Origin of the sequence: Streptomyces sp. CB03234, assembly GCF_001905885.1 — a bacterium.
Classification (GTDB): Bacteria; Actinomycetota; Actinomycetes; order Streptomycetales; family Streptomycetaceae; genus Streptomyces.
In genome coordinates, this window is sequence record NZ_LIYH01000001.1 from 1,121,871 (window position 1) to 1,143,853 (window position 21,983).

Genomic DNA, 21,983 nt, shown 5'->3' on the forward strand with positions numbered 1-21,983 from the left:
AGAGGGAAGTCAGCCGGCCCGGTACGCCGTCCAGTGGTCCTTCATGCGCTGCACCTGGCCCCCGGTGAACTGGTACATGCACGCGTCGTACGTGTAGTCCATGAAGTTGTGAATCGGGTCAACACCCGTCTTGTTGACGCAGGTGTCGCGCCCGGTCGGGCACTGGTAGGCCGGGCTCTTCTCGGCGGGCGTGTCGGTGACGTAGTCGCCGTTGCCGTTACAGCCGCCCTGGAAGGTGTGGTACAGCCCCATCCAGTGGCCGACCTCATGGGTGCCGGTGTCGCCCTCGGCGTAGTTGGTGGCCGAGCCGCCCGGGAGGGAGGCGTCGAGCACGACGACACCGTCCATGGTCGGGTTGGACTTGTACGAGGACGGGAAGGTGGCCCAGCCGAGCAGCCCGCCGCTGAGGTTGGCGGTGTAGAAGTTGAGCGCGTTGGCGCCGCCCTTGCGGAGCGCCGACTTCATGGCCTTCTCCTCGGGGGAGCCGGAGCTGAGGTTGTACCAGGCCGGGTTGTCCGTGTAGTCCGTGCCGGCCAGCGAGAACTGGAAGCCGGAGTCGGCGTTGCCGGTGCCCTGGCCGCCGAAGGCGGAGTTGAGGACGGCCATCTGGCGGCCGATGTCGGTGGCGGAGAGCTTGCCGGTCTCGCCGTCGTGGATGACGTGGAAGTAGACGGGGATGGTGGTGGCGGCGGCGACGTTCAGGCGGCTGCCGTCGGCCCGTGCCGCCTCCAGTCTCCTCTTCAGGTCCGCTTCCATGGCCTTGGCCTTGGCGTCGGTGATCTCGTTGGGCTCGTGCGCGTGACCGGCGCCCTCGGGGTGGATCTCGCGTGCGGTGGCGGCGGCGCCCGAACCGTCGGCGCACTCCTCGGCGGCGGTGGGAGCGGCGGCGGTGGGAGCGGCGGCGGTGACCGGCGACGTGGCGGCGGCGACACTCGTCGGGGCGGAGAGCGGGAAGAGGGCCAGGGATCCGGCCATGACCGCCGTACCGAGAGCACGGCGGTGCATACGCGGAGATATTCGGGCAAGAGCACGCATGGTGACTCCTCGCGGGGGGTTGTGGGGAGGGCCTTCCTCGCCACCGCGGGGAGATTACGTGGCCATGTCAGATCTTGATGAGCATTGAACAAGCCCAATCAATCGTTGAGTAATTGAAGACATCGGGGAGAAATCCTTCGGTCAGTCCCAGACTTCGAGATCTCCACGTAACGAACCCGGTACCAGTGGCGGGCGGTGTGTCCCCATTCGATCCGCGGAACACGCCGCCCGCCACGGCTCTGTGATCTCCTGTTAACAAGCAGAGGATTGGCTGGAAAACGCCGCTGACGGTCCGTCAGTGAACCGGGGTGTACACCCGCTCGACCTTTTGCGTTCCACTGCGCGTCCGGTAGGAGCGGATCCAGGCCGAGGACGCGTCCGGCTTCCTCTTGTCGGAGACGGTGTAGTAGTCCATCTGCGAGCGCTCCGTGGTCACATCCAGGACGCCGTACCCGTGGTTGTCCATGTCCACCCACTTCACATGGCGGTTGGCACCCCTGATCGCCGCCGCCGCGACCAGCGAGACCGTGCCGGGCGCGACATGGAGGATGTCGTCCAGGTTGTCGGAGGTCACCGACGTCACCACGAACTCGGTCGCCGCCGACCGTGACGTCGGGTAGGTGGCCGCCGTCACCGGGACGTCGTTGGCCCAGGCCATATGGATGTCACCGGTCAGGAACACGGTGTTGGTGATGGACCGGTCCGTCAGGTGGGCGAGCAGTTCCTTGCGGTCGTCCGTGTAGCCGTCCCACTGGTCCACGTTGATCGCCAGGCCGCCCTTGGGCAGGCCCAGCAGCTCCGCGACCGGACCCAGCAGATGGGCCGGCAGGGAGCCGAAGGCGACCGGCGAGATCATCACCGAGGTGCCGACCAGCTTCCAGGCTGCGTCGGAGGACGCCAGTCCCGCCTTCAGCCAGTCCAGTTGGGCGCGGCCCGTGATCGTACGGTCCGGGTCGTCGACCTCGCCGCTGCCCATGGAGGCCTGCTGCGAGCGGAACGAGCGGAGGTCCAGCAGGTGCAGGTCGGCCAGCCTGCCGAAGCGCAGCCGTCGGTAGACGGTGCCCTCGGTGGAGGCGCGGACCGGCATCCACTCGAAGTACGCCTGCCTGGCGGCCGCCGCGCGGGCCGCCCAGTCGCCCTCCGTGCCCGGCGTGTGGTTCTGCGCGCCGCCCGACCAGGCGTCGTTGGCGATCTCGTGGTCGTCCCAGATGGCGATCACCGGGTGCGCGGCGTGCAGGGCCTGGAGGGCGCCGTCCGTCTTGTAGGTGGCGTGCCGCAGCCGGTAGTCGGCGAGGGTGACGATCTCGTGCTTCGGCTCGTGCTGCCGGACCACGTAGTCGGGTCGGGGGTAGCCGCCCGTCTCGTACTCGTAGATGTAGTCGCCGAGGTGGAGGACCGCGTCCAGGTCCGTCCGGGCGGCGAGATGACGGTACGCGGAGAAGTGGCCGGCCTCCCAGTTGGCGCAGGAGACCACGCCGAAGCGCACCCCGGCCGTCGTGGCGCCGGCGGCCGGGGTGGTGCGGGTCCGGCCCACCGGGGAGACGGCCGCCGAGGCGTCCGTACCGGCGGTGAAGCGGAAGTAATAGACGGTCTCCTGGCGCAGTCCCCTTACATCGACCTTGACGGTGTGGTCGGACGCGGCCGTCGCCGTGACGGTGCCGCGCGCCACGGTCCGGGTGAAGGCTCTGTCCTCCGAGACCTCCCATCTCACCTCGGTGTCCGGGCCGTTGCCGGAGCCGGGGAGGGCGTCGGGGGACGGGGTCACCCGCGTCCACAGCAGGACGCCGTCGGGCAGCGGGTCACCGGAGGCGACCCCGTGGAGGAAGGCAGGGGCCCGGACGTCCGCCGTGGCGGGCGGGGCGGAGGCCAGGACGGGAGCGGCGACAGCGGTGGCGGCAGCGGCTTTGACGACCGTGCGGCGGCTGGGAGCGGAAGGGAATCGACTGGTCACGGCCGATCAGATTACTGATCGGTAGAACAGACGGGCAGGTGAACTCCACAGAGTTCACCCTCCCGTTGGCCGAAAGCCGCTGCACGCGCCTCCGCCGTCCCTGTTATCCCTTGAGCGCCTTGTCGATCGCGACGGTGAACTCGGGCACCGTCATGGGGGCGTTGCCCCGCGCGTCGGTGACGGTCTTGCCGTCCATCTTCACCGTCGGCGTGCCCTTCACCCCGCTGTTGTCGAACGACTCGGACATCTTCATCGCCCACGCGTCGAAGGTGCCCTCCTCCACGTTCTTCTTGAACTCGGCGTTGCTCTTCAGGGCCGGGACGGTGCCGGCGATCTCCAGGAGGTAGGAGTCGTCGGCGAACTTGTCCTTGCTCTCCTCGGGGTGGTACTTCGCCGAGTAGAGGGCCGCCTTGTAGTCGAGGAACGCCTCGGGGCTCACGTCGAGGGCGGCGCCCAGCGCGGAGAGGGCGTTCTTGGAGCCCTCGCCCTGGTCGGAGTTGTCGATGAACGTGGCGCCGACGTACTTGAGCTTGTACTTCCCGGCAGCGACGTCCTTCTCGATCGTCTCGCCCACCTGCTGCTCGAACGTCGCGCAGATCGGGCAGCGCGAGTCCTCGTACAGCTCCAGGGTCTTCTTCGCGGCCGGCTTGCCGATGACGAGGGTGGTGCCGTTGTCGCCCGAGGTGTTCTTCGGCGCGGTGACGCTCGTCCGGTCCTTCGCCGCCTCCCAGTGGGACGGCTTGTTCGCCTGCATCACGCCGTAGCCGACGCCGCCGGCCACCGCCAGGACGGCGAGGGCCGAGACGCCGACGGTGACCTGCCGGCGGATCTTCTCCTTCTTGGCCTGACGCTCCCGCTCCTGGCGGAGCCGTTCGCGGGCGGCTGCCTTGTTGGCCTGGCTGTTGCGTGCACTCATGGTGGTGTTCTCCGTGGGAAATCCGTGCGTAAAGGGGGGACTGCTGTGCTCAGGCGGCGAGGGCCGTCCGGCACGGCGGTCCACGCCGCCCCACGGAGTGCACGAGGAGACGGGTACGGGACGGGCGCGGCCTGCTCGCGGGCCGGGGGCCCCGCCGCACGGCCGGGCGCGGTGCGGCCACCGCGGCGACCGCGATCAGCAGGGGCCGGAACGCGAAGGCGGCCACCGATCGCACCAGCCCGGCCAGCGCGCTCTCGCCCCGCCGCAGCCAGGCCGCGGCCAGCAGCCCGACGGAGACGTGCGCGGCCAGCAGCAGCCACGGCAGCGCCGGGTCGGGGGAGCGGAGCAGGGCGGCGACCCCGCCGTCCGGGGCGGCGACACCGGGCAGCGGGGTGCCTACACCGCCGCCGCACAGCACATCGACGCCGACCGACCGCAGGGACCCCGCCACAGGGCCGCCGGCCGGGCCGTAACAGACGTGCTGACCGGCGGTGAAGACGGTGTCGGCGGCCAGCTCCAGCGGCACCAGCAGCCCCGCGATGCGCCAGTACCCGCGCTCGGCGCCCGCCAGCGCGTACGCGACGCCGAAGACCCCGGCCGCGACGGCGGCGACGGTCGTCAGCGGCAGCGGGACCGCCGACAGCAGCACATGGGAGGCCACGGACAGCGTCACGACGAGTGCCGTGAAGAACGCCGCCCGCAGCCACCTGAGCCGGGTCCCGGATATCTCGTCCATCGTCCGTGAGTTTGCCACGCCTGCGTGTAAGCGGTCCCTAAAGGATCCGGCCGTGCCTACAGACCGGGAATGCGGCCGTTGCGGAACAGGTCGACGAAGATCTGGTGGTCCGCCCGCGCCCGGGCGCCGTAGCTGTGCGCGAAGTCCACCAGCAGCTCCCCGAAGCCCTCCTCGTCCGCCGCGATCGCCGCGTCGATGGCCCGCTCCGTGGAGAACGGCACCAGGGAGTGCCCGCTCTCGTCGTCCGCCGCCGCGTGCATCGTCGCCGTCGCCCGGCCGAGGTCCGCGACGGTCGCCGCGATCTCCTCCGGGTCGTCGATGTCCGACCAGTCCAGGTCCACGGCGTACGGCGAGACCTCCGCCACCAGCTGCCCCGCGCCGTCCAGCTCCGTCCAGCCCAGCCACGGGTCGGCGTGCGCCTGGAGGGCGCGCTGCGAGATGACCGTACGGTGCCCCTCGTGCTGGAAGTAGGCGCGCACCGCCGGGTCCGTCAGATGGCGCGAGACCGCCGGGGTCTGCGCCTGCTTCATGTAGATCACGACATCGTTCTCGAGGGCGTCGCTGTTGCCCTCCAGGAGGATGTTGTACGAGGGCAGCCCGGCCGACCCTATGCCGATGCCGCGCCGCCCCACCACGTCCTTCACACGGTACGAGTCGGGCCGGGCCAGGCTCGACTCCGGCAGCGTCTCCAGGTACCCGTCGAACGCCGCCAGCACCTTGTAGCGGGTCGCCGCGTCCAGCTCGATGGCCCCGCCGCCCGCCGCGAACCGGCGCTCGAAGTCACGGATCTCGGTCATCGACTCCAGCAGCCCGAACCGGGTCAGCGACCGGGCGTCGCGCAGCGCGTCCAGCAGCGGGCCCTCCGCCGTGTCGAGGGTGAAGGGCGGCACCTCGTCGTTCTTGGCGCCCGTCGCCAGGGCGTGGATCCGCTCCCGGTACGCGGCGGCGCAGATCCGCACCAGCTCGGTGATCTGCTGGTCGCTGAGCGCCTTGGTGTAGCCGATCAGCGCCAGGGACGCCGACAGCCGCTTCAGGTCCCAGGTGAAGGGCCCGACGTACGCCTCGTCGAAGTCGTTGACGTTGAAGATCAGCCGCCCGTTGGCGTCCATGTACGTGCCGAAGTTCTCCGCGTGGAGATCGCCGTGGATCCACACCCGCCCGGTCCGCTCGTCCAGGTACGGGCCGCCGTGCCGCTCCCGTTCGAGGTCGGCGTAGAAGAGGCAGGCCGTGCCCCGGTAGAAGGCGAAGGCCGAGCCGGCCATCTTCCGGAACTTGACCCGGAAGGCGGCCGGGTCGGCGGCCAGGAGTTCGCCGAAGGCGGTGCCGAAGACGGAGAGGATCTGCTCACCGCGCTCCTCGGCGGTGGGCTGGGGGACCGACATCGCGGGGTGCCTCCTGGTGCGGGCGTGCGTGGGTTTGTACGTGGGTTCGTACACAACAAAACGGACAGGTGTTCCGTCCGTCTCAACGCGCGACCGTACTCCCAGGTGCCCGGTCGTTGTCAGTGGGGCGACGTAGACTTCCGAGCTGTCCCCCATCCCCGACCGCCGGAGGCAGCAGCCGTGTCGAAGCCGCCGTTCACGCACCTTCACGTGCACACCCAGTACTCGCTCCTGGACGGTGCCGCGCGGCTCAAGGACATGTTCAACGCCTGCAACGAGATGGGCATGACGCACATCGCGATGTCGGACCACGGCAACCTGCACGGGGCGTACGACTTCTTCCACTCGGCGCAGAAGGCGGGGGTCACGCCGATCATCGGCATCGAGGCGTACGTCGCCCCCGAGTCGCGCCGCAACAAGCGCAAGATCCAGTGGGGCCAGCCGCACCAGAAGCGGGACGACGTCTCCGGTTCCGGTGGTTACACCCACAAGACGATCTGGGCGGCGAACGCGACCGGCCTGCACAACCTGTTCCGGCTCTCCTCCGACGCGTACAAGGAGGGCTGGCTGCAGAAGTGGCCGCGTATGGACAAGGAGACCATCGCGAAGTGGTCGGAGGGGCTGATCGCCTCCACCGGCTGCCCCTCGGGCGAGCTCCAGACCCGGCTGCGCCTCGGCCAGTTCGACGAGGCCCTGAAGTCGGCCTCCGAGTACCAGGACATCTTCGGCAAGGACCGGTACTTCCTGGAGCTGATGGACCACGGCATCGAGATCGAGCGCCGGGTCCGCGACGGGCTGCTGGAGATCGGCAAGAAGCTCGGCATCCCGCCCCTGGTCACCAACGACTCGCACTACACGTACGCGCACGAGGCGACCGCCCACGACGCGCTGCTGTGCATCCAGACCGGCAAGAACCTCTCCGACCCCGACCGCTTCAAGTTCGACGGCACCGGCTACTACCTGAAGTCCACCGACGAGATGTACGCCATCGACTCCTCGGACGCCTGGCAGGAGGGCTGCGCCAACACGCTCCTGGTGGCCGAGCAGATCGACACCACCGGCATGTTCGAGAAGCGCGACCTCATGCCGAAGTTCGACATCCCCGAGGGGCACACCGAGGTCAGCTGGTTCAAGGAGGAAGTCCAGCGCGGCATGCACCGCCGCTTCCCCGACGGCATCCCCGAGGACCGCCAGCAGCAGGTCGAGTACGAGATGGACGTCATCATCCAGATGGGGTTCCCGGGGTACTTCCTCGTCGTCGCCGACTTCATCATGTGGGCCAAGAACCAGGGCATCGCGGTGGGCCCCGGCCGAGGCTCCGCGGCCGGCTCGATCGTGGCGTACGCGCTGGGCATCACCGACCTCGACCCCATCCCGCACGGCCTGATCTTCGAGCGCTTCCTCAACCCCGAGCGCGTCTCTATGCCCGATGTCGACATCGACTTCGACGAGCGCAGGCGCGTCGAGGTGATCAGGTACGTGACCGAGAAGTACGGCGAGGACAAGGTCGCCATGATCGGCACGTACGGCACGATCAAGGCCAAGAACGCGATCAAGGACTCCGCGCGCGTGCTGGGCTACCCGTACGCGATGGGCGACCGCATCACCAAGGCCATGCCCGCCGACGTCCTCGGCAAGGGCATCCCGCTCTCCGGCATCACCGACCCCTCCCACCCCCGCTACTCGGAGGCGGGCGAGGTCCGGGCGATGTACGAGAACGAGCCGGATGTGAAGAAGGTCATCGACACCGCGCGCGGCGTGGAGGGCCTGGTCCGGCAGATGGGCGTGCACGCCGCCGGCGTGATCATGTCCAGCGAGCCGATCGTCGACCACGTCCCCGTCTGGGTGAGGCACACCGACGGCGTCACCATCACGCAGTGGGACTACCCGAGCTGCGAGTCGCTCGGCCTGCTGAAGATGGACTTCCTCGGCCTGCGCAACCTCACGATCATGGACGACGCCGTCAAGATGGTGAAGGCCAACAAGGGGATCGACATCGATCTCCTGAGCCTGCCCCTCGACGACCCGACGACCTTCGAGCTGCTCCAGCGCGGCGACACCCTCGGCGTCTTCCAGTTCGACGGCGGCCCCATGCGGTCCCTGCTGCGGCTGATGAAGCCCGACAACTTCGAGGACATCTCCGCCGTCTCGGCCCTCTACCGGCCGGGCCCGATGGGCATGAACTCGCACACCAACTACGCGCTGCGCAAGAACGGCCAGCAGGAGATCACCCCGATCCACCCCGAGCTGGAGGAGCCGCTCAAGGAGGTCCTCGGCGTCACCCACGGCCTGATCGTCTACCAGGAGCAGGTCCAGAAGGCCGCCCAGATCATCGCCGGGTACTCGCTCGGCGAGGCCGACATCCTCCGCCGCGTGATGGGCAAGAAGAAGCCCGAGGAGCTGGCGAAGAACTTCACCATCTTCCAGGCCGGCGCCAAGAAGAACGGCTACAGCGACGAGGCGATCCAGGCCCTGTGGGACGTGCTGGTCCCCTTCGCCGGATACGCCTTCAACAAGGCGCACTCCGCCGCGTACGGACTGGTCTCCTACTGGACGGCGTACCTCAAGGCCAACCACCCCGCCGAGTACATGGCGGCGCTGCTCACCTCGGTCAAGGACGACAAGGACAAGTCGGCCGTCTACCTGAACGAGTGCCGCCGCATGGGCATCAAGGTGCTCCCGCCCAACGTCAACGAGTCCGAGTCGAACTTCGCCGCCCAGGGTGACGACGTCATCCTCTTCGGCCTCTCCGCCGTGCGGAACGTCGGTACGAACGTCGTCGAGTCGATCATCCGGTGCCGCAAGGCGAAGGGGAAGTACACCTCCTTCCCCGACTTCCTCGACAAGGTCGAGGCGGTCGTCTGCAACAAGCGCACCATCGAGTCGCTCATCAAGGCCGGTGCCTTCGACGAGATGGGCCACACCCGCAAGGGCCTGGTCGCCCACCACGAGCCGATGATCGACAACGTGGTCGCGGTCAAGCGCAAGGAGGCCGAGGGACAGTTCGACCTCTTCGGCGGCATGGGTGAGGAGACCAGCGACGAGCCGGGCTTCGGACTGGACGTCGAGTTCTCCGACGTCGAGTGGGAGAAGTCCTACCTCCTCGCGCAGGAGCGCGAAATGCTCGGCCTGTACGTCTCCGACCACCCGCTCTTCGGTATCGAGCACGTCCTGTCCGACAAGACCGACGCGGCGATCTCCCAGCTCACGGGCGGGGAGCACGCGGACGGCGCGGTCGTCACCATCGGCGGCATCATCTCGGGCCTCCAGCGCAAGATGACCAAGCAGGGCAACGCGTGGGCCATCGCCACCGTCGAGGACCTCGCCGGCTCCATCGAGTGCATGTTCTTCCCCGCGACGTACCAACTGGTGTCCACCCAGCTCGTCGAGGACACCGTGGTCTTCGTCAAGGGCCGCCTCGACAAGCGCGAGGACGTGCCGCGGCTGGTCGCCATGGAGCTGATGGTCCCCGACCTGTCGTCGGCCGGCACCAACGCGCCCGTCGTCGTCACCATCCCCACGGTCAAGGTGACCCCGCCGATGATCAGCCGCCTCGGCGAGATCCTCAGCCACCACAAGGGCAACACCGAGGTACGGATCAAGCTCCAGGGGCCGCGGAAGACCACCGTGCTCCGGCTCGACCGGCACCGCGTCCAGCCCGACCCGGCGCTCTTCGGCGACCTGAAGGTGTTGCTCGGCCCGTCCTGCCTGGCCGGCTGACGCCTGCTGACTCCTTCACGCAGGCGGAAGGGGCGCGCCCGTCGTCACGGGTGCGCCCCTTCCGGCATACGCGGGGCCGGGCAGTGGCGTCAGTTGTGGCCGAACCGCTTCTGCCGCCCCTTGCCGGCGACATCGGCCGGCGTCACCTGGGAGATCCGGTGCTCCGCCTGCGCCTCCATCGAGGAGTGCTTCGCCTGCTCCGCGCCGCGCTCCGCCGACGACGCCTTCTGCTGACTTCGGTCCGACTTCTTGTTCTTGGCCATGGTGATGCCTCCGTGGGGTGTAGGGGCCAGGGCCGCTGCCAGACTCACATACGTACACAACACGCGCATTTTGGATCATTGCGGACGGTAGTCGGCCGTCCTCGCGCGGGGCTGAGGGGATCCGCCACGCCGATGATCCAGTTCCGGCCGTTAACCCTCCGGCAGTCGGGCAGACTCGAAGGAAACCCGAAGCAACTTCCGATCCCGAGGTTCCCGAAAGAGGGTGGAACACGTGGACCGCTGCGTCGTTCTGGTGGACGCCGGCTACCTGCTGGGAGCCGCCGCCAGCCTTCTCGCCGGAGAACCGGCCCGCTCCCGGATCACCGTCGACCACACCGCCCTCATCCAAGGCCTCCGCGAACGCGCCGAGGCCGACACCCAGCAGCCGCTGCTGCGCATCTACTGGTTCGACGGCGCCCCCGACCGCGTACCCCAGCCGGAACACCGCCGGCTGCGCGTCATGCCGCGTGTCACCGTCCGGCTGGGCGCCCTGACCCGCAGCGACGGGCGCTGGGCCCAGAAGGGCGTCGACGCGGCCATGCACGCCGAACTCACCGAACTCGCCCGCAACCGGGCCTGCTCCGACATCGTGCTGGTCACCGGCGACGGTGACCTGCTGCCCGGTCTGATGTCCGCCAAGGAACACGGCGTCGCCGTCCACCTGTGGGCCGTCCAGGCCGCCGACGGCGACTACAACCAGTCCGAGGACCTGGTCGCCGAGGCCGACGAACGCCGCGTGCTCGACCGCGAGTGGATCACCCGGGCCGTACGGGCCAAGGAGCTGACCGGGACCTGCTCGCCGCCCCCCGCCCCGCGCCCCGAGATCGCCGCGATCCTCTCCGCCCCGCTGCCCGAGTCCGCCCTCGCCGCCTCGGCCGAGCGCGCCGCCGAAGCCGCCGCCGCGGCGGCCTCCGTCAATGGGACGCCGTCCGTCACCGGCACACAGTCCGTCAATGGCACGCCGGTCAATGGCACCTCCGTCCATGGCACGTCCGTCCACGGCGCGCCCCGCGAGGGCGGCGGGGCCGGCACCGACGGCACCGACGGCACCTGTGCGCCCGGCTCGGCCGGCGGCAGCAAGGGCGGCGTCCCCACCCCCAAGGACCTGGCCGCCCTGCGCGCCCCCGGCCACCAGCCCGCCGCCGGCCCGGCAGCCGCCGCCCAGCCCGCGAACGCCACCCTCCGCTGGTCCTCCGACCGCGGCTGGATCGACCGCCCCGGCGCCACGGTCGGCGAACCGCCAGAGACCGCCTCGCTGCCCACGCTCGCCCAGCTCACCAGCGCCGAGCAGCGCTGGGCCGACCGGGAGGAGGACATCACCACGGTCGGCGGCGACCCCTTCGAGGTCGGCCAGGTCTTCGCCCGGCGCTGGATGGAACGGCTCCCCGACCCCGCCCACGTACAGAAGCTGTCCACCATGTACCCGCGGATCCCGCACCGCATCGACGGCGAACTGCTGCGGTACGCGGCGCGGTTCGGCCTGCTCGCCCACAAGGACGACCAGATCGACGAGCACGACCGGTACGCGATCAGGGCCGGGTTCTGGCGCGAGATCGACGTACGGGCGGCGGCCGAGCGCGCCCCCGTGGGCGAATAGGGCAGGGCGACCCTTTAGGCTCATCCCTCGTGAGTACGGTGTGCGTGGTGCGGGAGCTGGTCAAGACGTACCCCGCCACGCGCGGCAGGCGCGGGAGGCCCGCGACGCCCGAGGTGCGCGCCACCGACGGAGTGTCCCTGGACGTGCGCGGCGGTGAGATCTTCGGCCTGCTCGGCCCCAACGGCGCCGGCAAGTCCACCCTCGTACGCCAGCTGACCGGCCTGATGCGGCCCGACTCCGGCACCGTCGAGGTGCTCGGCCACGATCTCGTACGCCACCCCGAGCGCGCCTCGCGCCTCATCGGCTACCTCGGACAGGAATCCACCGCGCTCGACGAGCTGACCGTCGCGCTCGCCGCCGAGACCACCGGACGGCTGCGCGGCCTGGCCGCCCGCGACGCGCGCGCCGAGCGGGACGCCGTACTGGACGAGCTGGGCCTGGCGGAGCTCGCCGGGCGTCCCCTGAAGAAACTGTCCGGCGGACAGCGGCGGCTCGCCTGTTTCGCGACCGCGCTGGTCGGGGAGCGGCCCGTACTGATCCTCGACGAGCCGACCACCGGCATGGACCCCGTCGCCCGGCGGGCCGTGTGGGCGGCGGTCGACCGGCGGCGCGCCCAGCACGGCACGACGGTGCTGCTGGTCACCCACAACGTCATCGAGGCCGAGACCGTACTGGACCGGGTCGCCGTGCTGGAACGCGGGCGGGTCATCGCCTGTGACACCCCGGCGGGGCTCAAGGAGCGCGTGGCGGGCGAGGTGCGGGTGGAGCTGGTGTGGCGCGAGCGGGCACCGCTGGACGTGCCCGAGGTGGCGGCGCTGCGCGGGTCTGCGCAGGAGTCGGGGCGTACATGGGTGCTGCGGCTCGCGCCGGACGAGGCACGGGCGGCGGTCGCGGCGGTGACGGGCGGCGCGGCGTTCGCGGCGCTCGACGACTTCACGCTGGCGACACCGAGCCTGGAGGACGTGTACCTCGCGCTGGGCGGCGAGACGAAGGGCCTGGTCAAGGCATGAACAGGAGCATCCGTTGAGCATCGTTCCCGCACAGGCCGCTCTGCCGTCCGGCGCGGTCGCCGCCGCGCAGGCCGACGAGCCGGCGGCGGTCGGCGCCGCGCCGCTCGCGCCCCGGGCGCGGCTGCTGCCCGCGCTCGCCGCCGTCTACCGGGCACAGCTGTCGCGGGCCCGGGTGGCCCGTATCCCGCTGCTGTTCGTGGCGACCTTCCAGTCCGTCGGGATCATGGTCCTGATGCGGGGCGTCGTCGACGGCGGGGCGGAGGCGCGGGCGGTCGTCGCCGGCTCGTCGGTGCTGGTGGTCGCCTTCGTGGCGCTGAACCTGCTGGCGCAGTACTTCGGGCAGCTGCGGGCGAGCGGCGGGCTCGACCACTACGCCACGCTGCCGGTGCCGCCCGCCGCCGTGGTGCTGGGCGCGGCCGGCGCGTACGCCTCGTTCACGGTGCCCGGGACGGTGGTGACGGCGGTCATCGGCTCGGTCCTGTTCCAGCTGCCGCTGACCCACCTGTGGATCCTGGCCGCGGTCGTCCCGCTCGCCGGAGCCGCCCTCGCCGGGCTCGGCGCGGCGCTCGGGCTGCTCGCGCCGCGGCAGGAACTCGCCACCCTGCTGGGTCAGCTCGGCATGTCGGCCGCCTTGCTGCTGGGCGTGCTGCCGGCCGACCGGCTGCCCGAGCCCATCGGGTGGGCACGCGACCTGCTGCCGTCGACGTACGGGGTCGAGGCGCTCGCCCGGACGTTCGACGCCCGGCCCGACTGGGCGGCCGTGGGCCTGGACCTCGTGGTCTGCGGGGTGGTCGGCGTCGTCTCGCTGGCCGTGGCGACATGGGCGTACCGGCGGGCGGCGGTCCGGTGAGGCACCGCACCGGGACGCCTGGCACGATGGCAGGGTGACCGCACCGCTGACTCCGCCGCACCGGCCGTCCCCGCAGGACGCGCACGATTCCGCATGGCCGCCGCCGTACCCGTCCGCCTCGTCCTCGTCCTCGTCTTCGTCCTCGTCGGACGCGGGCGACGCGCCGGACGTGGCCACGGAGGTACGCCAGGGTGCCGTGGTCCTGCTCGCGGTGATGCTCGCGGGGATCGCGCTGGGCCTGCTGTGGCTGTGGCTGGCGCCCCGGATCCCGCTCGTCTCGGACGGCAGGGCGGTGTTCCTCAAGCAGACGGAGGGCGAGGGCGCGGTCGGCGCCGACGGCACGTACACCCTGCTGGCCCTCGGCTTCGGCGCGCTCAGCGCGGCGGTCGTCTTCTGGTTCCACCGGCACGGCGGCATCGCGATCGTGGTGGGCCTCGCGTTGGGCGGCCTGCTGGGCTCGCTGCTCGGCTGGGGCGTCGGCACGCTGCTCGGCCCCGCGCACGACGTCGCCGAGCACGCCCGGGCGGTCGGCGCGGGCGTCACGTTCGACGCGCCGCTGGAGCTCAAGGCGCACGGGGCGGTACTGGCGTGGCCGGTGGCGGCGATGCTCGTCCACTTGGCCCTCACGGGCCTCTTCGGCCCCCGCGACCCGGAACCGGACTGGGACGCCCAGCCCTGACGGCATGCCCGAACCGGCGCCCCGCCCCAGGCCTCGGGGCGCGTGGCCAGCGGCGCCGCTCCGGAGGAGACCGGTCGGACTGAACCGCCTTGCCGCTGCCTGCGCCGAGGAAGCACGGCGAAGCCGGTGGCTGGAGTACGACCCGACCCGCGACTGGCTGCCTGAACCCCCCACGAGCGGTCCCGGTCCCGGACGAGAATGACCGCGTCACTCAACCACGCGGCAGTCTCTGGACGCGCAACTGGACTCGCTCACCGAGGCCGGGGTCACCCGGATCTTCTCGGAGAAGCGTGTCCGGGCCGCGGCACCGGGCAGACATGGGCGGTCCCTTCCGACGGCGTTCCCGCGGTCGTGGCCGAGGACGGGACCGCCGTCGAGGGGTTACGCGCGGCCGACCGGCGCCAGCACCGCGTCCGTCAGAGCCGCGAGATCCGACGGGGCCAGCTCGACCTCCAGGCCCCGGCGCCCCGCCGAGACGCAGATCGTGTCGTGCGTCGACGCCGACGCGTCCAGCACCGTACGCAGGCGCTTGCGCTGGCCCAGCGGGGAGATCCCGCCCCTGACGTACCCCGTCGTGCGTTCCGCCGCCGCCGGGTCGGCCATCGTCGCGCGCTTGCCGCCCACCGCCGCCGCGAGGGCCTTCAGGTCCAGCTGGCCGGCGACCGGGACGACCGCGACCGTGAGCTCGCCGTCGACGTCCGCGACGAGGGTCTTGAAGACCCGGTCGGGCGAGACCCCGAGGGCCTCGGCGGCCTCCTCGCCGTACGAGGGGGACGCGGGGTCGTGGTCGTACGCGTGCACCGTGAAGGGTGTGCCGGCGGCGGTGAGCGCCACCGTCGCCGGGGTGCCGCCCGCCCGTCGCCCGCCACCACCCTTCTTCGGATGCGCTTCGCGCGCCCCTTCTGATTGCTTCTTGGGCTTCTTCGCCAACGTCTCGTGCTCCTCGCGTCAGTTGGGGCTCGTCGGCGCACGGGTCAGGTCCACCGCCGGCAACGACGGCAGGTGCCGCAGCACCGCCGTCTCCGCGCGCAGCAGGTGCAGCTCCTCGCGCAGCCGCGTCGCCGTGTCCGGTGCCTGGAGGAGCCGCTGCTTGGCCGGGGTGTCGAGTACCGCCGCCGCGGCCACCAGGTAGGAGACGACCGACGGCTCGTCCGGCAGTTCCTGACTCGCCGTCATGGACCGCTCGCGCGCTCCCGCCAGCCGCTTCTGGTAGGCGCGGAACGCCCGCAGGACCCCCTCGGCGAGCGCGCCGGCCCCGTCGCCCTGCTCCTCCTCCAGCTCCTCCAGCTCCGCCGTCAGGAACGGTCCGCTGGCGTCGACCGACAGCAGTTTGACCCGTTTCGTCCCGGTCGCCAGCACCTCGAAGCTGCCGTTCTCCCGCTCCCGGATCGTCGCCGCGTCGGCGATGCACCCGACCCGGTGGAACGCCTGGATCGGGTCAGGTCCGAAGCCTGCGGCGGGGCCCTTCTCCGGCAGCGCGGTCTGGTCGGGCAGCCCGGGCGCGGTGGGCGCGACCTCACGCCCGTCGCGGATCGCCACGACGGCGAAGCGGCGCGGCTCCGACTCGTCGGTCTTCAGCAGCTCGCGCATCATGGCGCGATAGCGCTCCTCGAAGACGTTCAGGGGCAGCACGAGGCCCGGGAACAGCACCGCGTTCAGCGGGAAGAGTGGCAGGCGAGCGGTGGTCACAGCGGTCAAGCGTAATGGCCGCCCGAACGGCCGCGTCCGGCCCGTCCGCGCAGCGGGACGCTCGCGGCCACTTCCAGGCGTACGCCGTGGCGTGCGTCGAGGAACCGGCCCAGTGGATCGTCGCTTCCCCACGACCACGGAAACGACGTCGCGTACGGGCCGATCAGCCGGAACTGGTCCAGCGCCGCCGCCCACCGCGCCCGCCCCACCAGCACGTACACCAGCACGTTGCGCACCTCGGCCGGCCACGGGTCGGCCACCGCGTACCGCCCGGACAGTTCGATGGCCAGGTCCGCCGCCGCGTCCACCCGGTCCTCCGGTACGGAACCGGCCTCACCGCCCGCCGTCAGCCGGGCGAACGCCGCCCGCACCGGCAGCGCCTTTATCAGCGACCCGGGCAGCGCGTCGGCGGCGGCCTGCTCGGCGAAGTCGAAGCAGAAGTCGAAGCAGGAGTCGACGCGGGAGTCGACTTGGGAGTCGACGCACTCGCGGTGCGAGCCGCGCCGTTGCGTCGACAGGTACTTCAGCGCGGCCACATGACACCCGTAGTGGTGCGCGGCGCGGCGCACGGCCTGCTCCCACAGCGTCTCGAAGACGGTGTGCGTGGCGTGCGTGCCCCGCGCGTGGTCCAGCGCCAGCCGCCACGGCACCGGATCGCGCGGCGCGGCATCGGCCGCCGCGTCGATCAACGGCCCGAGCTCGCGCAGCCGCTCGGCCCGCGCCGGGGACTCCCACGCCTTGCGGACCGCGACCTCCGCCCGGACCAGCAGCGCGTCCGGGTCGTGCGGCGCGTCCGCCAGCCAGCCCGTCAGCCACGCGTCCCGGCTGTGCGCGAAGGCGGCGAGCCGCGTGACGTACCGGTCACGGCTCTCCCACTCGGCGGCGCCGCGCGTCGCGGCCAGCAGCTTCGCGGCCGGTTCGTGGTCCCCGAGCGCGGCGGCGACCAGCGCCGGGGCGAGCCGCTCGTCCGGCGCGTCGAGCAGCACCGCGTGGTCCGGCGGCAGCCCGTCGGGTGCGAGCTGCGGAGTCTGCCGGACCGCGCGCGCGGTGCTGAGCAGGGCACGGAGCAATGACATGGTGCGGACCATTGAAAACCGCAGGTCGGAGCCGCGCCAGAGGGCTGCTGTGAAGCTTTGGTAGCGGCGGAATGGTTGCACGGACGAATGCCAAGAGAACGTAAAGAAAGCGGTGTACGGGTGTGTCAGCTGCGCCGCAGGAGACGTGAGGCACCGGCCGCGACCGTAGTGGCGAGGATCCAGCCCAGCAGGATCAGCGCGGTCGACGCCCACTGCCATATGCCTCCCAGCCGCCAGTACCCGTCCTGGCCGAGATTGATCACCGGCAGCAGCAGATCCAGCGCGTACAGGGCCGCGTTCCAGTGCGGATGCTCGCCCGGCTTGATCGCCGGCGGATCGCACCGCGAGAAGGCCAGCGTCCCCGCGGCCCACAGCACCGCCATCCACAGCGCGGCCCGGCCCGGCCGGTAGCCGTACGCCACCGTCCAGTCCTGGATGTAGCCCCACATCTTCGCCGCCAGCGGCAGCGTCTCGCGCCGCCGGCGCTGCTTGGCCAGCAGCACCTCCCGCGCGTCGGCGTCCTCGCCGCTGTTGCGCAGCACGGTCGCCAGCCGCTCGTACGGCTCCGGGGCGAACTCCGGGGTCGCCGCCGCCACCCACTCCAGGCGGCGGGTGAGCGGGAAGTGCCCGTACGGCACGAGGTTCTCGTACACGAACCCGCCCATCGCCAGCCCGCCGGGCCCCGGCCAGCTGGTCGACAGGTCGATCAGCGTCACCACCTTCGCGCCGTTGAGCACCACCCGGCCCTCCTCCGGGCGCTCGCCGTTGAAACGCAGCTCAGGGGTGACGATCCGGCGCAGCGACAGCTCCTCCCGCCGCTCCGACGACAGCAGGAACCGGGCGTGGTGGAAGTCCACCGCGTCCCCGAACCGGCCGTCGTCCAGCCGCACCCCGCCCCGGCACTCGAACGGCTGCACGCGCGTGCCGCGCATCGGCGTGTTGAAGTTGGCCAGCCCACCGGGCGGTGTCGCGCCCGCCGCGTTCCCCGTACTGTCGCTCACCCACGCGTACGTCATGTACAGCGTCCGCTCCACGGTCAGCTGCGGCGCGTTCAGCGCCCGGCGGCCCTCCGCGCCCCGCAGCCTGCTGCCGCGCAGACTCAGCGAGACGCCGACCTTCGCACCGCGCAGGGAGAACTCGCCGTGCGTCTCGATCAGCTCCGCCGTCAGGTCCTGCGCCACCGACATCCCGTCGGCGACGATCGCCCGGCCGCGCCGGTCCGGCCCCACATGGATCTGGCTGATCAGCAGGTCGGTGCCTATCTGGGCGTCCGTGAGCCGCACGCCGTGGTCGATCCGGCAGCGGGGCAGGTGCAGATCGCCCTCCGTGTGCAGCCGCGCCGCCTCCAGCCGCGGTATCGCGCACTTGACCATCCGCAGGGTGGTGAACCGCGACTCCGGCAGCACCACCTCGTTCTCGAACCGGCAGCCGTGCAGCTCCACGTACGGACCGACCGTGCCGCCCGCCAGGTCCAGCGTCCCGGTGATCTGCACCCCCCGCAGCTTCAGTGCCGAGACCCGTCCGGCCAGCGCGGGCGGCCCGTCCAGCAGCAGTAACGCCACCTTGTCCGCCCGCACGCATCGCTCCGGCGGCCAGACGCGCGGCGAGAAGGGATCGTCCAGCATCGCGTTGCCCGCGCTCAGGTCATACGTGGCGCCGATCCGGAACGCCTGCCACATCCCCACCTCGGACGGGGTCAGGTCGTCCGGTACGTCGTCGTCGTGCGGCTCGGTCACTGCCGCCCCCTCCGCTTCCCCTGTTTCGTACTGCAGTTCTTCCCGCTGTGTGACGGACTGAACGCTAACGGTCAGGTGTGACAATCCCGGGCGGCCGTGGCGTGTATCAGCCAGTGATACGGACGTCCGGCCCCGGGAAACCGTCTGCGAGAATTGACCTGTGATCTCACGAATCGATCTGCGCGGCGACGCCCTCCCGAAGGGTGGCGCTCTGCGCGACCTGCTGCCCCGTGCCGAGTTCGACGTGGAAGCCGCCCTGGAGAAGGTGCGGCCGATCTGCGAGGCCGTGCATCATCGGGGAGACGCGGCGCTGATCGACTACGCGGAGAAGTTCGACGGTGTGGCCCTGGACCAGGTGCGGGTTCCGGCCGCCGCGCTCACGCGCGCGCTGGAGGAGCTCGACCCGGCCGTCCGCGCCGCCCTGGAGGAGTCGATCCGGCGCGCCAGGATCGTCCACCGCGAGCAGCGCCGTGGCGAGCACACCACCCAGGTGGTGCCCGGCGGCACGGTCACCGAGAAGTGGGTTCCGGTCCAGCGCGTCGGTCTGTACGCGCCGGGCGGCCGCTCCGTCTACCCCTCGTCCGTGATCATGAACGCCGTACCGGCGCAGGAGGCGGGCGTCGAGTCCATCGCCCTCGCCTCCCCGCCGCAGAAGGAGCACGGCGGCCTGCCGCACCCGACGATCCTCGCCGCCTGCGCCCTGCTCGGCGTCGACGAGGTGTACGCGGCCGGAGGCGCCCAGGCCGTCGCCATGTTCGCGTACGGCACCGAGTCGTGCGCCCCCGCCAACATGGTCACCGGCCCCGGCAACATCTGGGTCGCCGCCGCCAAGCGGTACTTCACCGGCCGGATCGGCATCGACACCGAGGCCGGCCCGACCGAGATCGCCGTCCTCGCCGACGACACCGCCGACCCGGTGCACATCGCCGCCGACCTGATCAGCCAGGCCGAGCACGACCCGCTCGCCGCCGCCGTCCTCGTCACCGACTCCGCCGAGCTGGCCGAGGCCGTCGAGAAGGAGCTGGAGCCGCAGGTCACCGCCACCAAGCACGTCGAGGACCGGATCGTGCCCGCGCTGCGCGGCAAGCAGTCCGCGATCGTGCTGGTCGACGGCCTGGAGGAGGGCCTGCGGGTGGTCGACGCGTACGGCGCCGAGCACCTGGAGATCCAGACCGCCGACGCCACGGCCGTGGCCGCGCGGGTCCGTAACGCGGGCGCGATCTTCGTCGGGCCCTGGGCGCCGGTTTCGCTCGGCGACTACTGCGCGGGCTCCAACCACGTCCTGCCCACCGGCGGCTGCGCCTGCCACTCCTCGGGCCTGTCCGTGCAGTCGTTCCTGCGCGGCATCCACATCGTCGACTACACGCGCGACGCGCTCGCCGAGGTGGCCCACCACGTGGTGACCCTCGCGGAGGCGGAGGACCTGCCTGCGCACGGCGCGGCGATCAAGGCCCGGTTCGGATGGAAGGTGCCGCGGTGACCATCGGTATCGACGACCTGCCCATCCGCGACGAGCTGCGCGGCAAGTCGCCCTACGGCGCGCCGCAGCTCGACGTACCCGTACGCCTCAACACCAACGAGAACCCGTACCCGCTGCCCGAGCCGCTCGTCGAGCGGATCGCCGAGCGCGTCCGGGACGCCGCCCGTACGCTCAACCGCTATCCCGACCGGGACGCCGTCGAGCTCCGTACGGAACTGGCCGCCTACCTCACCCGTACGACCGGGTACGAGGTCGGCCTCGCCAACGTGTGGGCCGCCAACGGCTCCAACGAGGTCATCCAGCAGCTGCTCCAGACCTTCGCGGGACCCGGCCGCATCGCGATCGGCTTCGAGCCCTCGTACTCGATGCACGGTCTGATCTCGCGCGGGACGGGGACAGGCTGGATCTCCGGGCCGCGCAAGGGCGACTTCACCATCGACGTGGCATCGGCCACGGCCGCCATCGCCACGCACCGCCCCGACGTCGTCTTCATCACCTCCCCCAACAACCCCACGGGCACCGCCGTCGAGGCGGACACGGTCCTGGCGCTGTACGAGGCCGCGCAGGCCGCCAAGCCGTCCCTGGTCGTGGTCGACGAGGCGTACGTGGAATTCAGCCACCGTCCCTCGCTGCTGCCGTTGATCGAGGGCCGCCCCAACCTGGTGGTCTCCCGGACCATGTCCAAGGCCTTCGGCGCCGCCGGCCTGCGCCTGGGCTACCTGGCCGCCCACCCGGCCGTGGTCGACGCCGTGCAGCTCGTACGCCTGCCGTACCACCTGTCGGCCGTCACCCAGGCCACCGCGCTCGCCGCCCTGGAGCACACCGATACGCTGCTGGGGTACGTGGAGCAGCTGAAGGCCGAGCGGGACCGGCTGGTCGCCGAGCTGCGGGCCATCGGCTACGAGGTGACCGAGTCCGACGCCAACTTCGTCCAGTTCGGACGGTTCGAGGACGCTCACGCCGTCTGGCAGCAGATCCTCGACCGGGGCGTCCTGGTCCGTGACAACGGCGTACCGGGCTGGCTGCGGGTCACCGCCGGCACACCCGAAGAGAACGACGCGTTCCTGGATGCGGTTCGCGCACTGAAGAAGGAGCAGAGCTCATGAGCCGCGTAGGACGGGTCGAGCGCACCACCAAGGAGACGTCCGTCGTCGTCGAGATAGACCTCGACGGGACCGGCAAGGTCGATGTGGCGACCGGCGTCGGCTTCTACGACCACATGCTCGACCAGCTCGGCCGCCACGGACTGTTCGACCTCACGGTCAAGACCGACGGCGACCTGCACATCGACTCGCACCACACCATCGAGGACACCGCCCTCGCGCTCGGCGCCGCCTTCAAGCAGGCGCTCGGCGACAAGGTCGGCATCTACCGGTTCGGCAACTGCACCGTGCCGCTGGACGAGTCCCTCGCCCAGGTGACCGTCGACCTGTCCGGCCGCCCCTACCTGGTGCACACCGAGCCGGAGAACATGGCGCCGATGATCGGCTCCTACGACACGACGATGACCCGGCACATCCTGGAGTCGTTCGTCGCCCAGGCCCAGATCGCGCTGCACGTCCACGTCCCGTACGGGCGCAACGCCCACCACATCGTGGAGTGCCAGTTCAAGGCCCTCGCCCGCGCCCTGCGGTACGCCTCGGAGCGCGACCCGCGCGCGGCCGGGATCCTGCCCTCCACGAAGGGCGCGCTGTGACGGGTCTTTCGACCATCCTGATCGTCGTCGGCCTCTTCCTGGCGGGAGGCGTGTACTCCTTCAGCAAGCAGAAGATGCCCAAGGGGCTCATCGTCCTGCTGACCATCGCCTCGGTGATGTGCCTGCTCGCGGGCGTCCTGCGGCTTCAGGGAATCTGGGAATGAGTG

Annotated in this window: 19 protein-coding genes; 9 read left to right on the plus strand and 10 right to left on the minus strand. The window is 71.1% G+C overall.

Annotated elements, in window-relative coordinates:
• Window positions 1-9: 9 nt before the first annotated feature.
• The 5 genes from AMK26_RS05060 to AMK26_RS05080 form a co-directional block, all read right to left on the minus strand.
• Complete coding sequence (locus tag AMK26_RS05060) at window positions 10-1,005, minus strand: zinc metalloprotease (RefSeq protein WP_241837789.1); 996 nt, start codon at window positions 1,003-1,005, stop codon at window positions 10-12.
• Between the two features lie 325 nt (window positions 1,006-1,330).
• Window positions 1,331-2,986: an alkaline phosphatase D family protein gene (locus AMK26_RS05065; RefSeq protein ID WP_073752307.1), complete on the minus strand. Its 1,656-nt coding sequence runs from the start codon at window positions 2,984-2,986 to the stop codon at window positions 1,331-1,333.
• 103 nt (window positions 2,987-3,089) lie between these two features.
• Window positions 3,090-3,902, minus strand: coding sequence for a DsbA family protein (locus AMK26_RS05070; RefSeq protein ID WP_073752309.1), 813 nt, complete (start codon window positions 3,900-3,902; stop codon window positions 3,090-3,092).
• A 49-nt stretch (window positions 3,903-3,951) separates the two neighbouring features.
• A complete protein-coding gene (locus AMK26_RS05075; RefSeq protein ID WP_073752311.1) occupies window positions 3,952-4,638 on the minus strand; it encodes a hypothetical protein in 687 nt (228 codons plus the stop codon).
• Window positions 4,639-4,694: 56 nt separating this feature from the next.
• The gene (locus tag AMK26_RS05080; protein ID WP_073752313.1) at window positions 4,695-6,020 is read right to left on the minus strand and encodes a DUF2252 domain-containing protein; all 1,326 of its coding nucleotides are present in this window, start codon (window positions 6,018-6,020) and stop codon (window positions 4,695-4,697) included.
• 180 nt (window positions 6,021-6,200) lie between these two features.
• Here AMK26_RS05080 and dnaE point away from each other — a divergent pair, with 180 nt between their 5' ends.
• Complete coding sequence (gene dnaE / locus AMK26_RS05085) at window positions 6,201-9,740, plus strand: DNA polymerase III subunit alpha (RefSeq protein WP_073752315.1); 3,540 nt, start codon at window positions 6,201-6,203, stop codon at window positions 9,738-9,740.
• Between the two features lie 89 nt (window positions 9,741-9,829).
• Here dnaE and AMK26_RS37215 read toward each other — a convergent pair whose 3' ends face one another.
• Entirely contained in the window at window positions 9,830-10,003 is a 174-nt protein-coding gene (locus AMK26_RS37215; RefSeq protein WP_198943990.1) for a hypothetical protein, read from the minus strand.
• A 232-nt stretch (window positions 10,004-10,235) separates the two neighbouring features.
• Here AMK26_RS37215 and AMK26_RS05090 point away from each other — a divergent pair, with 232 nt between their 5' ends.
• Genes AMK26_RS05090 through AMK26_RS05105 form a run of 4 tightly spaced genes read left to right on the plus strand, consistent with a single transcriptional unit; the run spans window position 10,236 to window position 14,139 of the window.
• Window positions 10,236-11,600, plus strand: coding sequence for an NYN domain-containing protein (locus AMK26_RS05090; RefSeq protein ID WP_443333139.1), 1,365 nt, complete (start codon window positions 10,236-10,238; stop codon window positions 11,598-11,600).
• Between the two features lie 38 nt (window positions 11,601-11,638).
• Window positions 11,639-12,610, plus strand: a complete 972-nt coding sequence (locus AMK26_RS05095) for an ABC transporter ATP-binding protein (protein ID WP_198944007.1) — start codon at window positions 11,639-11,641, stop codon at window positions 12,608-12,610.
• A gap of 13 nt (window positions 12,611-12,623) precedes the next feature.
• Window positions 12,624-13,460 (plus strand): ABC transporter permease, encoded by an 837-nt coding sequence (locus AMK26_RS05100; RefSeq protein WP_073752319.1) that lies wholly within the window; start codon window positions 12,624-12,626, stop codon window positions 13,458-13,460.
• Window positions 13,461-13,494: 34 nt separating this feature from the next.
• On the plus strand, window positions 13,495-14,139 hold the full coding sequence (locus AMK26_RS05105) for a DUF2567 domain-containing protein (RefSeq protein ID WP_073752321.1): 645 nt from the start codon (window positions 13,495-13,497) through the stop codon (window positions 14,137-14,139).
• 381 nt (window positions 14,140-14,520) lie between these two features.
• Here AMK26_RS05105 and ybaK read toward each other — a convergent pair whose 3' ends face one another.
• The 4 genes from ybaK to AMK26_RS05130 form a co-directional block, all read right to left on the minus strand.
• The gene (gene ybaK / locus AMK26_RS05115; RefSeq protein WP_443333140.1) at window positions 14,521-15,069 is read right to left on the minus strand and encodes a Cys-tRNA(Pro) deacylase; all 549 of its coding nucleotides are present in this window, start codon (window positions 15,067-15,069) and stop codon (window positions 14,521-14,523) included.
• Between the two features lie 18 nt (window positions 15,070-15,087).
• Window positions 15,088-15,828 (minus strand): LON peptidase substrate-binding domain-containing protein, encoded by a 741-nt coding sequence (locus tag AMK26_RS05120; protein ID WP_073752327.1) that lies wholly within the window; start codon window positions 15,826-15,828, stop codon window positions 15,088-15,090.
• A 5-nt stretch (window positions 15,829-15,833) separates the two neighbouring features.
• Entirely contained in the window at window positions 15,834-16,916 is a 1,083-nt protein-coding gene (locus tag AMK26_RS05125) for a hypothetical protein (RefSeq protein WP_073752329.1), read from the minus strand.
• Between the two features lie 113 nt (window positions 16,917-17,029).
• Entirely contained in the window at window positions 17,030-18,640 is a 1,611-nt protein-coding gene (locus AMK26_RS05130) for an oxidoreductase (protein ID WP_073752331.1), read from the minus strand.
• Between the two features lie 160 nt (window positions 18,641-18,800).
• Between AMK26_RS05130 and hisD the strand changes: the two genes are divergently transcribed.
• From hisD to AMK26_RS37220, 4 genes are read left to right on the plus strand one after another with little or no spacing between them, the layout of a single operon-like run.
• The gene (gene hisD / locus AMK26_RS05135; RefSeq protein WP_073752333.1) at window positions 18,801-20,120 is read left to right on the plus strand and encodes a histidinol dehydrogenase; all 1,320 of its coding nucleotides are present in this window, start codon (window positions 18,801-18,803) and stop codon (window positions 20,118-20,120) included.
• Entirely contained in the window at window positions 20,117-21,226 is a 1,110-nt protein-coding gene (locus tag AMK26_RS05140; RefSeq protein WP_073752335.1) for a histidinol-phosphate transaminase, read from the plus strand. Before hisD ends, AMK26_RS05140 begins: the two co-directional genes overlap by 4 nt.
• Complete coding sequence (gene hisB / locus AMK26_RS05145) at window positions 21,223-21,816, plus strand: imidazoleglycerol-phosphate dehydratase HisB (protein WP_058941846.1); 594 nt, start codon at window positions 21,223-21,225, stop codon at window positions 21,814-21,816. The genes AMK26_RS05140 and hisB overlap by 4 nt, the downstream gene beginning before the upstream one ends.
• Window positions 21,813-21,980, plus strand: a complete 168-nt coding sequence (locus AMK26_RS37220; RefSeq protein WP_198943991.1) for a hypothetical protein — start codon at window positions 21,813-21,815, stop codon at window positions 21,978-21,980. Before hisB ends, AMK26_RS37220 begins: the two co-directional genes overlap by 4 nt.
• The last annotated feature ends 3 nt before the right edge of the window (window positions 21,981-21,983 follow it).

Excerpts from the sequence above, each read along its gene's own strand:
- AMK26_RS05060 (WP_241837789.1), bottom strand. The coding sequence starts at position 1,005 with ATGCACCGCCGTGCTCTCGGTACGGCGGTCATGGCCGGATCCCTGGCC.
- AMK26_RS05070 (WP_073752309.1), bottom strand. The coding sequence starts at position 3,902 with ATGAGTGCACGCAACAGCCAGGCCAACAAGGCAGCCGCCCGCGAACGG.
- AMK26_RS05075 (WP_073752311.1), bottom strand. The coding sequence starts at position 4,638 with ATGGACGAGATATCCGGGACCCGGCTCAGGTGGCTGCGGGCGGCGTTC.
- AMK26_RS05080 (WP_073752313.1), bottom strand. The coding sequence starts at position 6,020 with ATGTCGGTCCCCCAGCCCACCGCCGAGGAGCGCGGTGAGCAGATCCTC.
- AMK26_RS37215 (WP_198943990.1), bottom strand. The coding sequence starts at position 10,003 with ATGGCCAAGAACAAGAAGTCGGACCGAAGTCAGCAGAAGGCGTCGTCG.
- AMK26_RS05125 (WP_073752329.1), bottom strand. The coding sequence starts at position 16,916 with ATGGTCCGCACCATGTCATTGCTCCGTGCCCTGCTCAGCACCGCGCGC.
- hisB (WP_058941846.1), top strand. The coding sequence starts at position 21,223 with ATGAGCCGCGTAGGACGGGTCGAGCGCACCACCAAGGAGACGTCCGTC.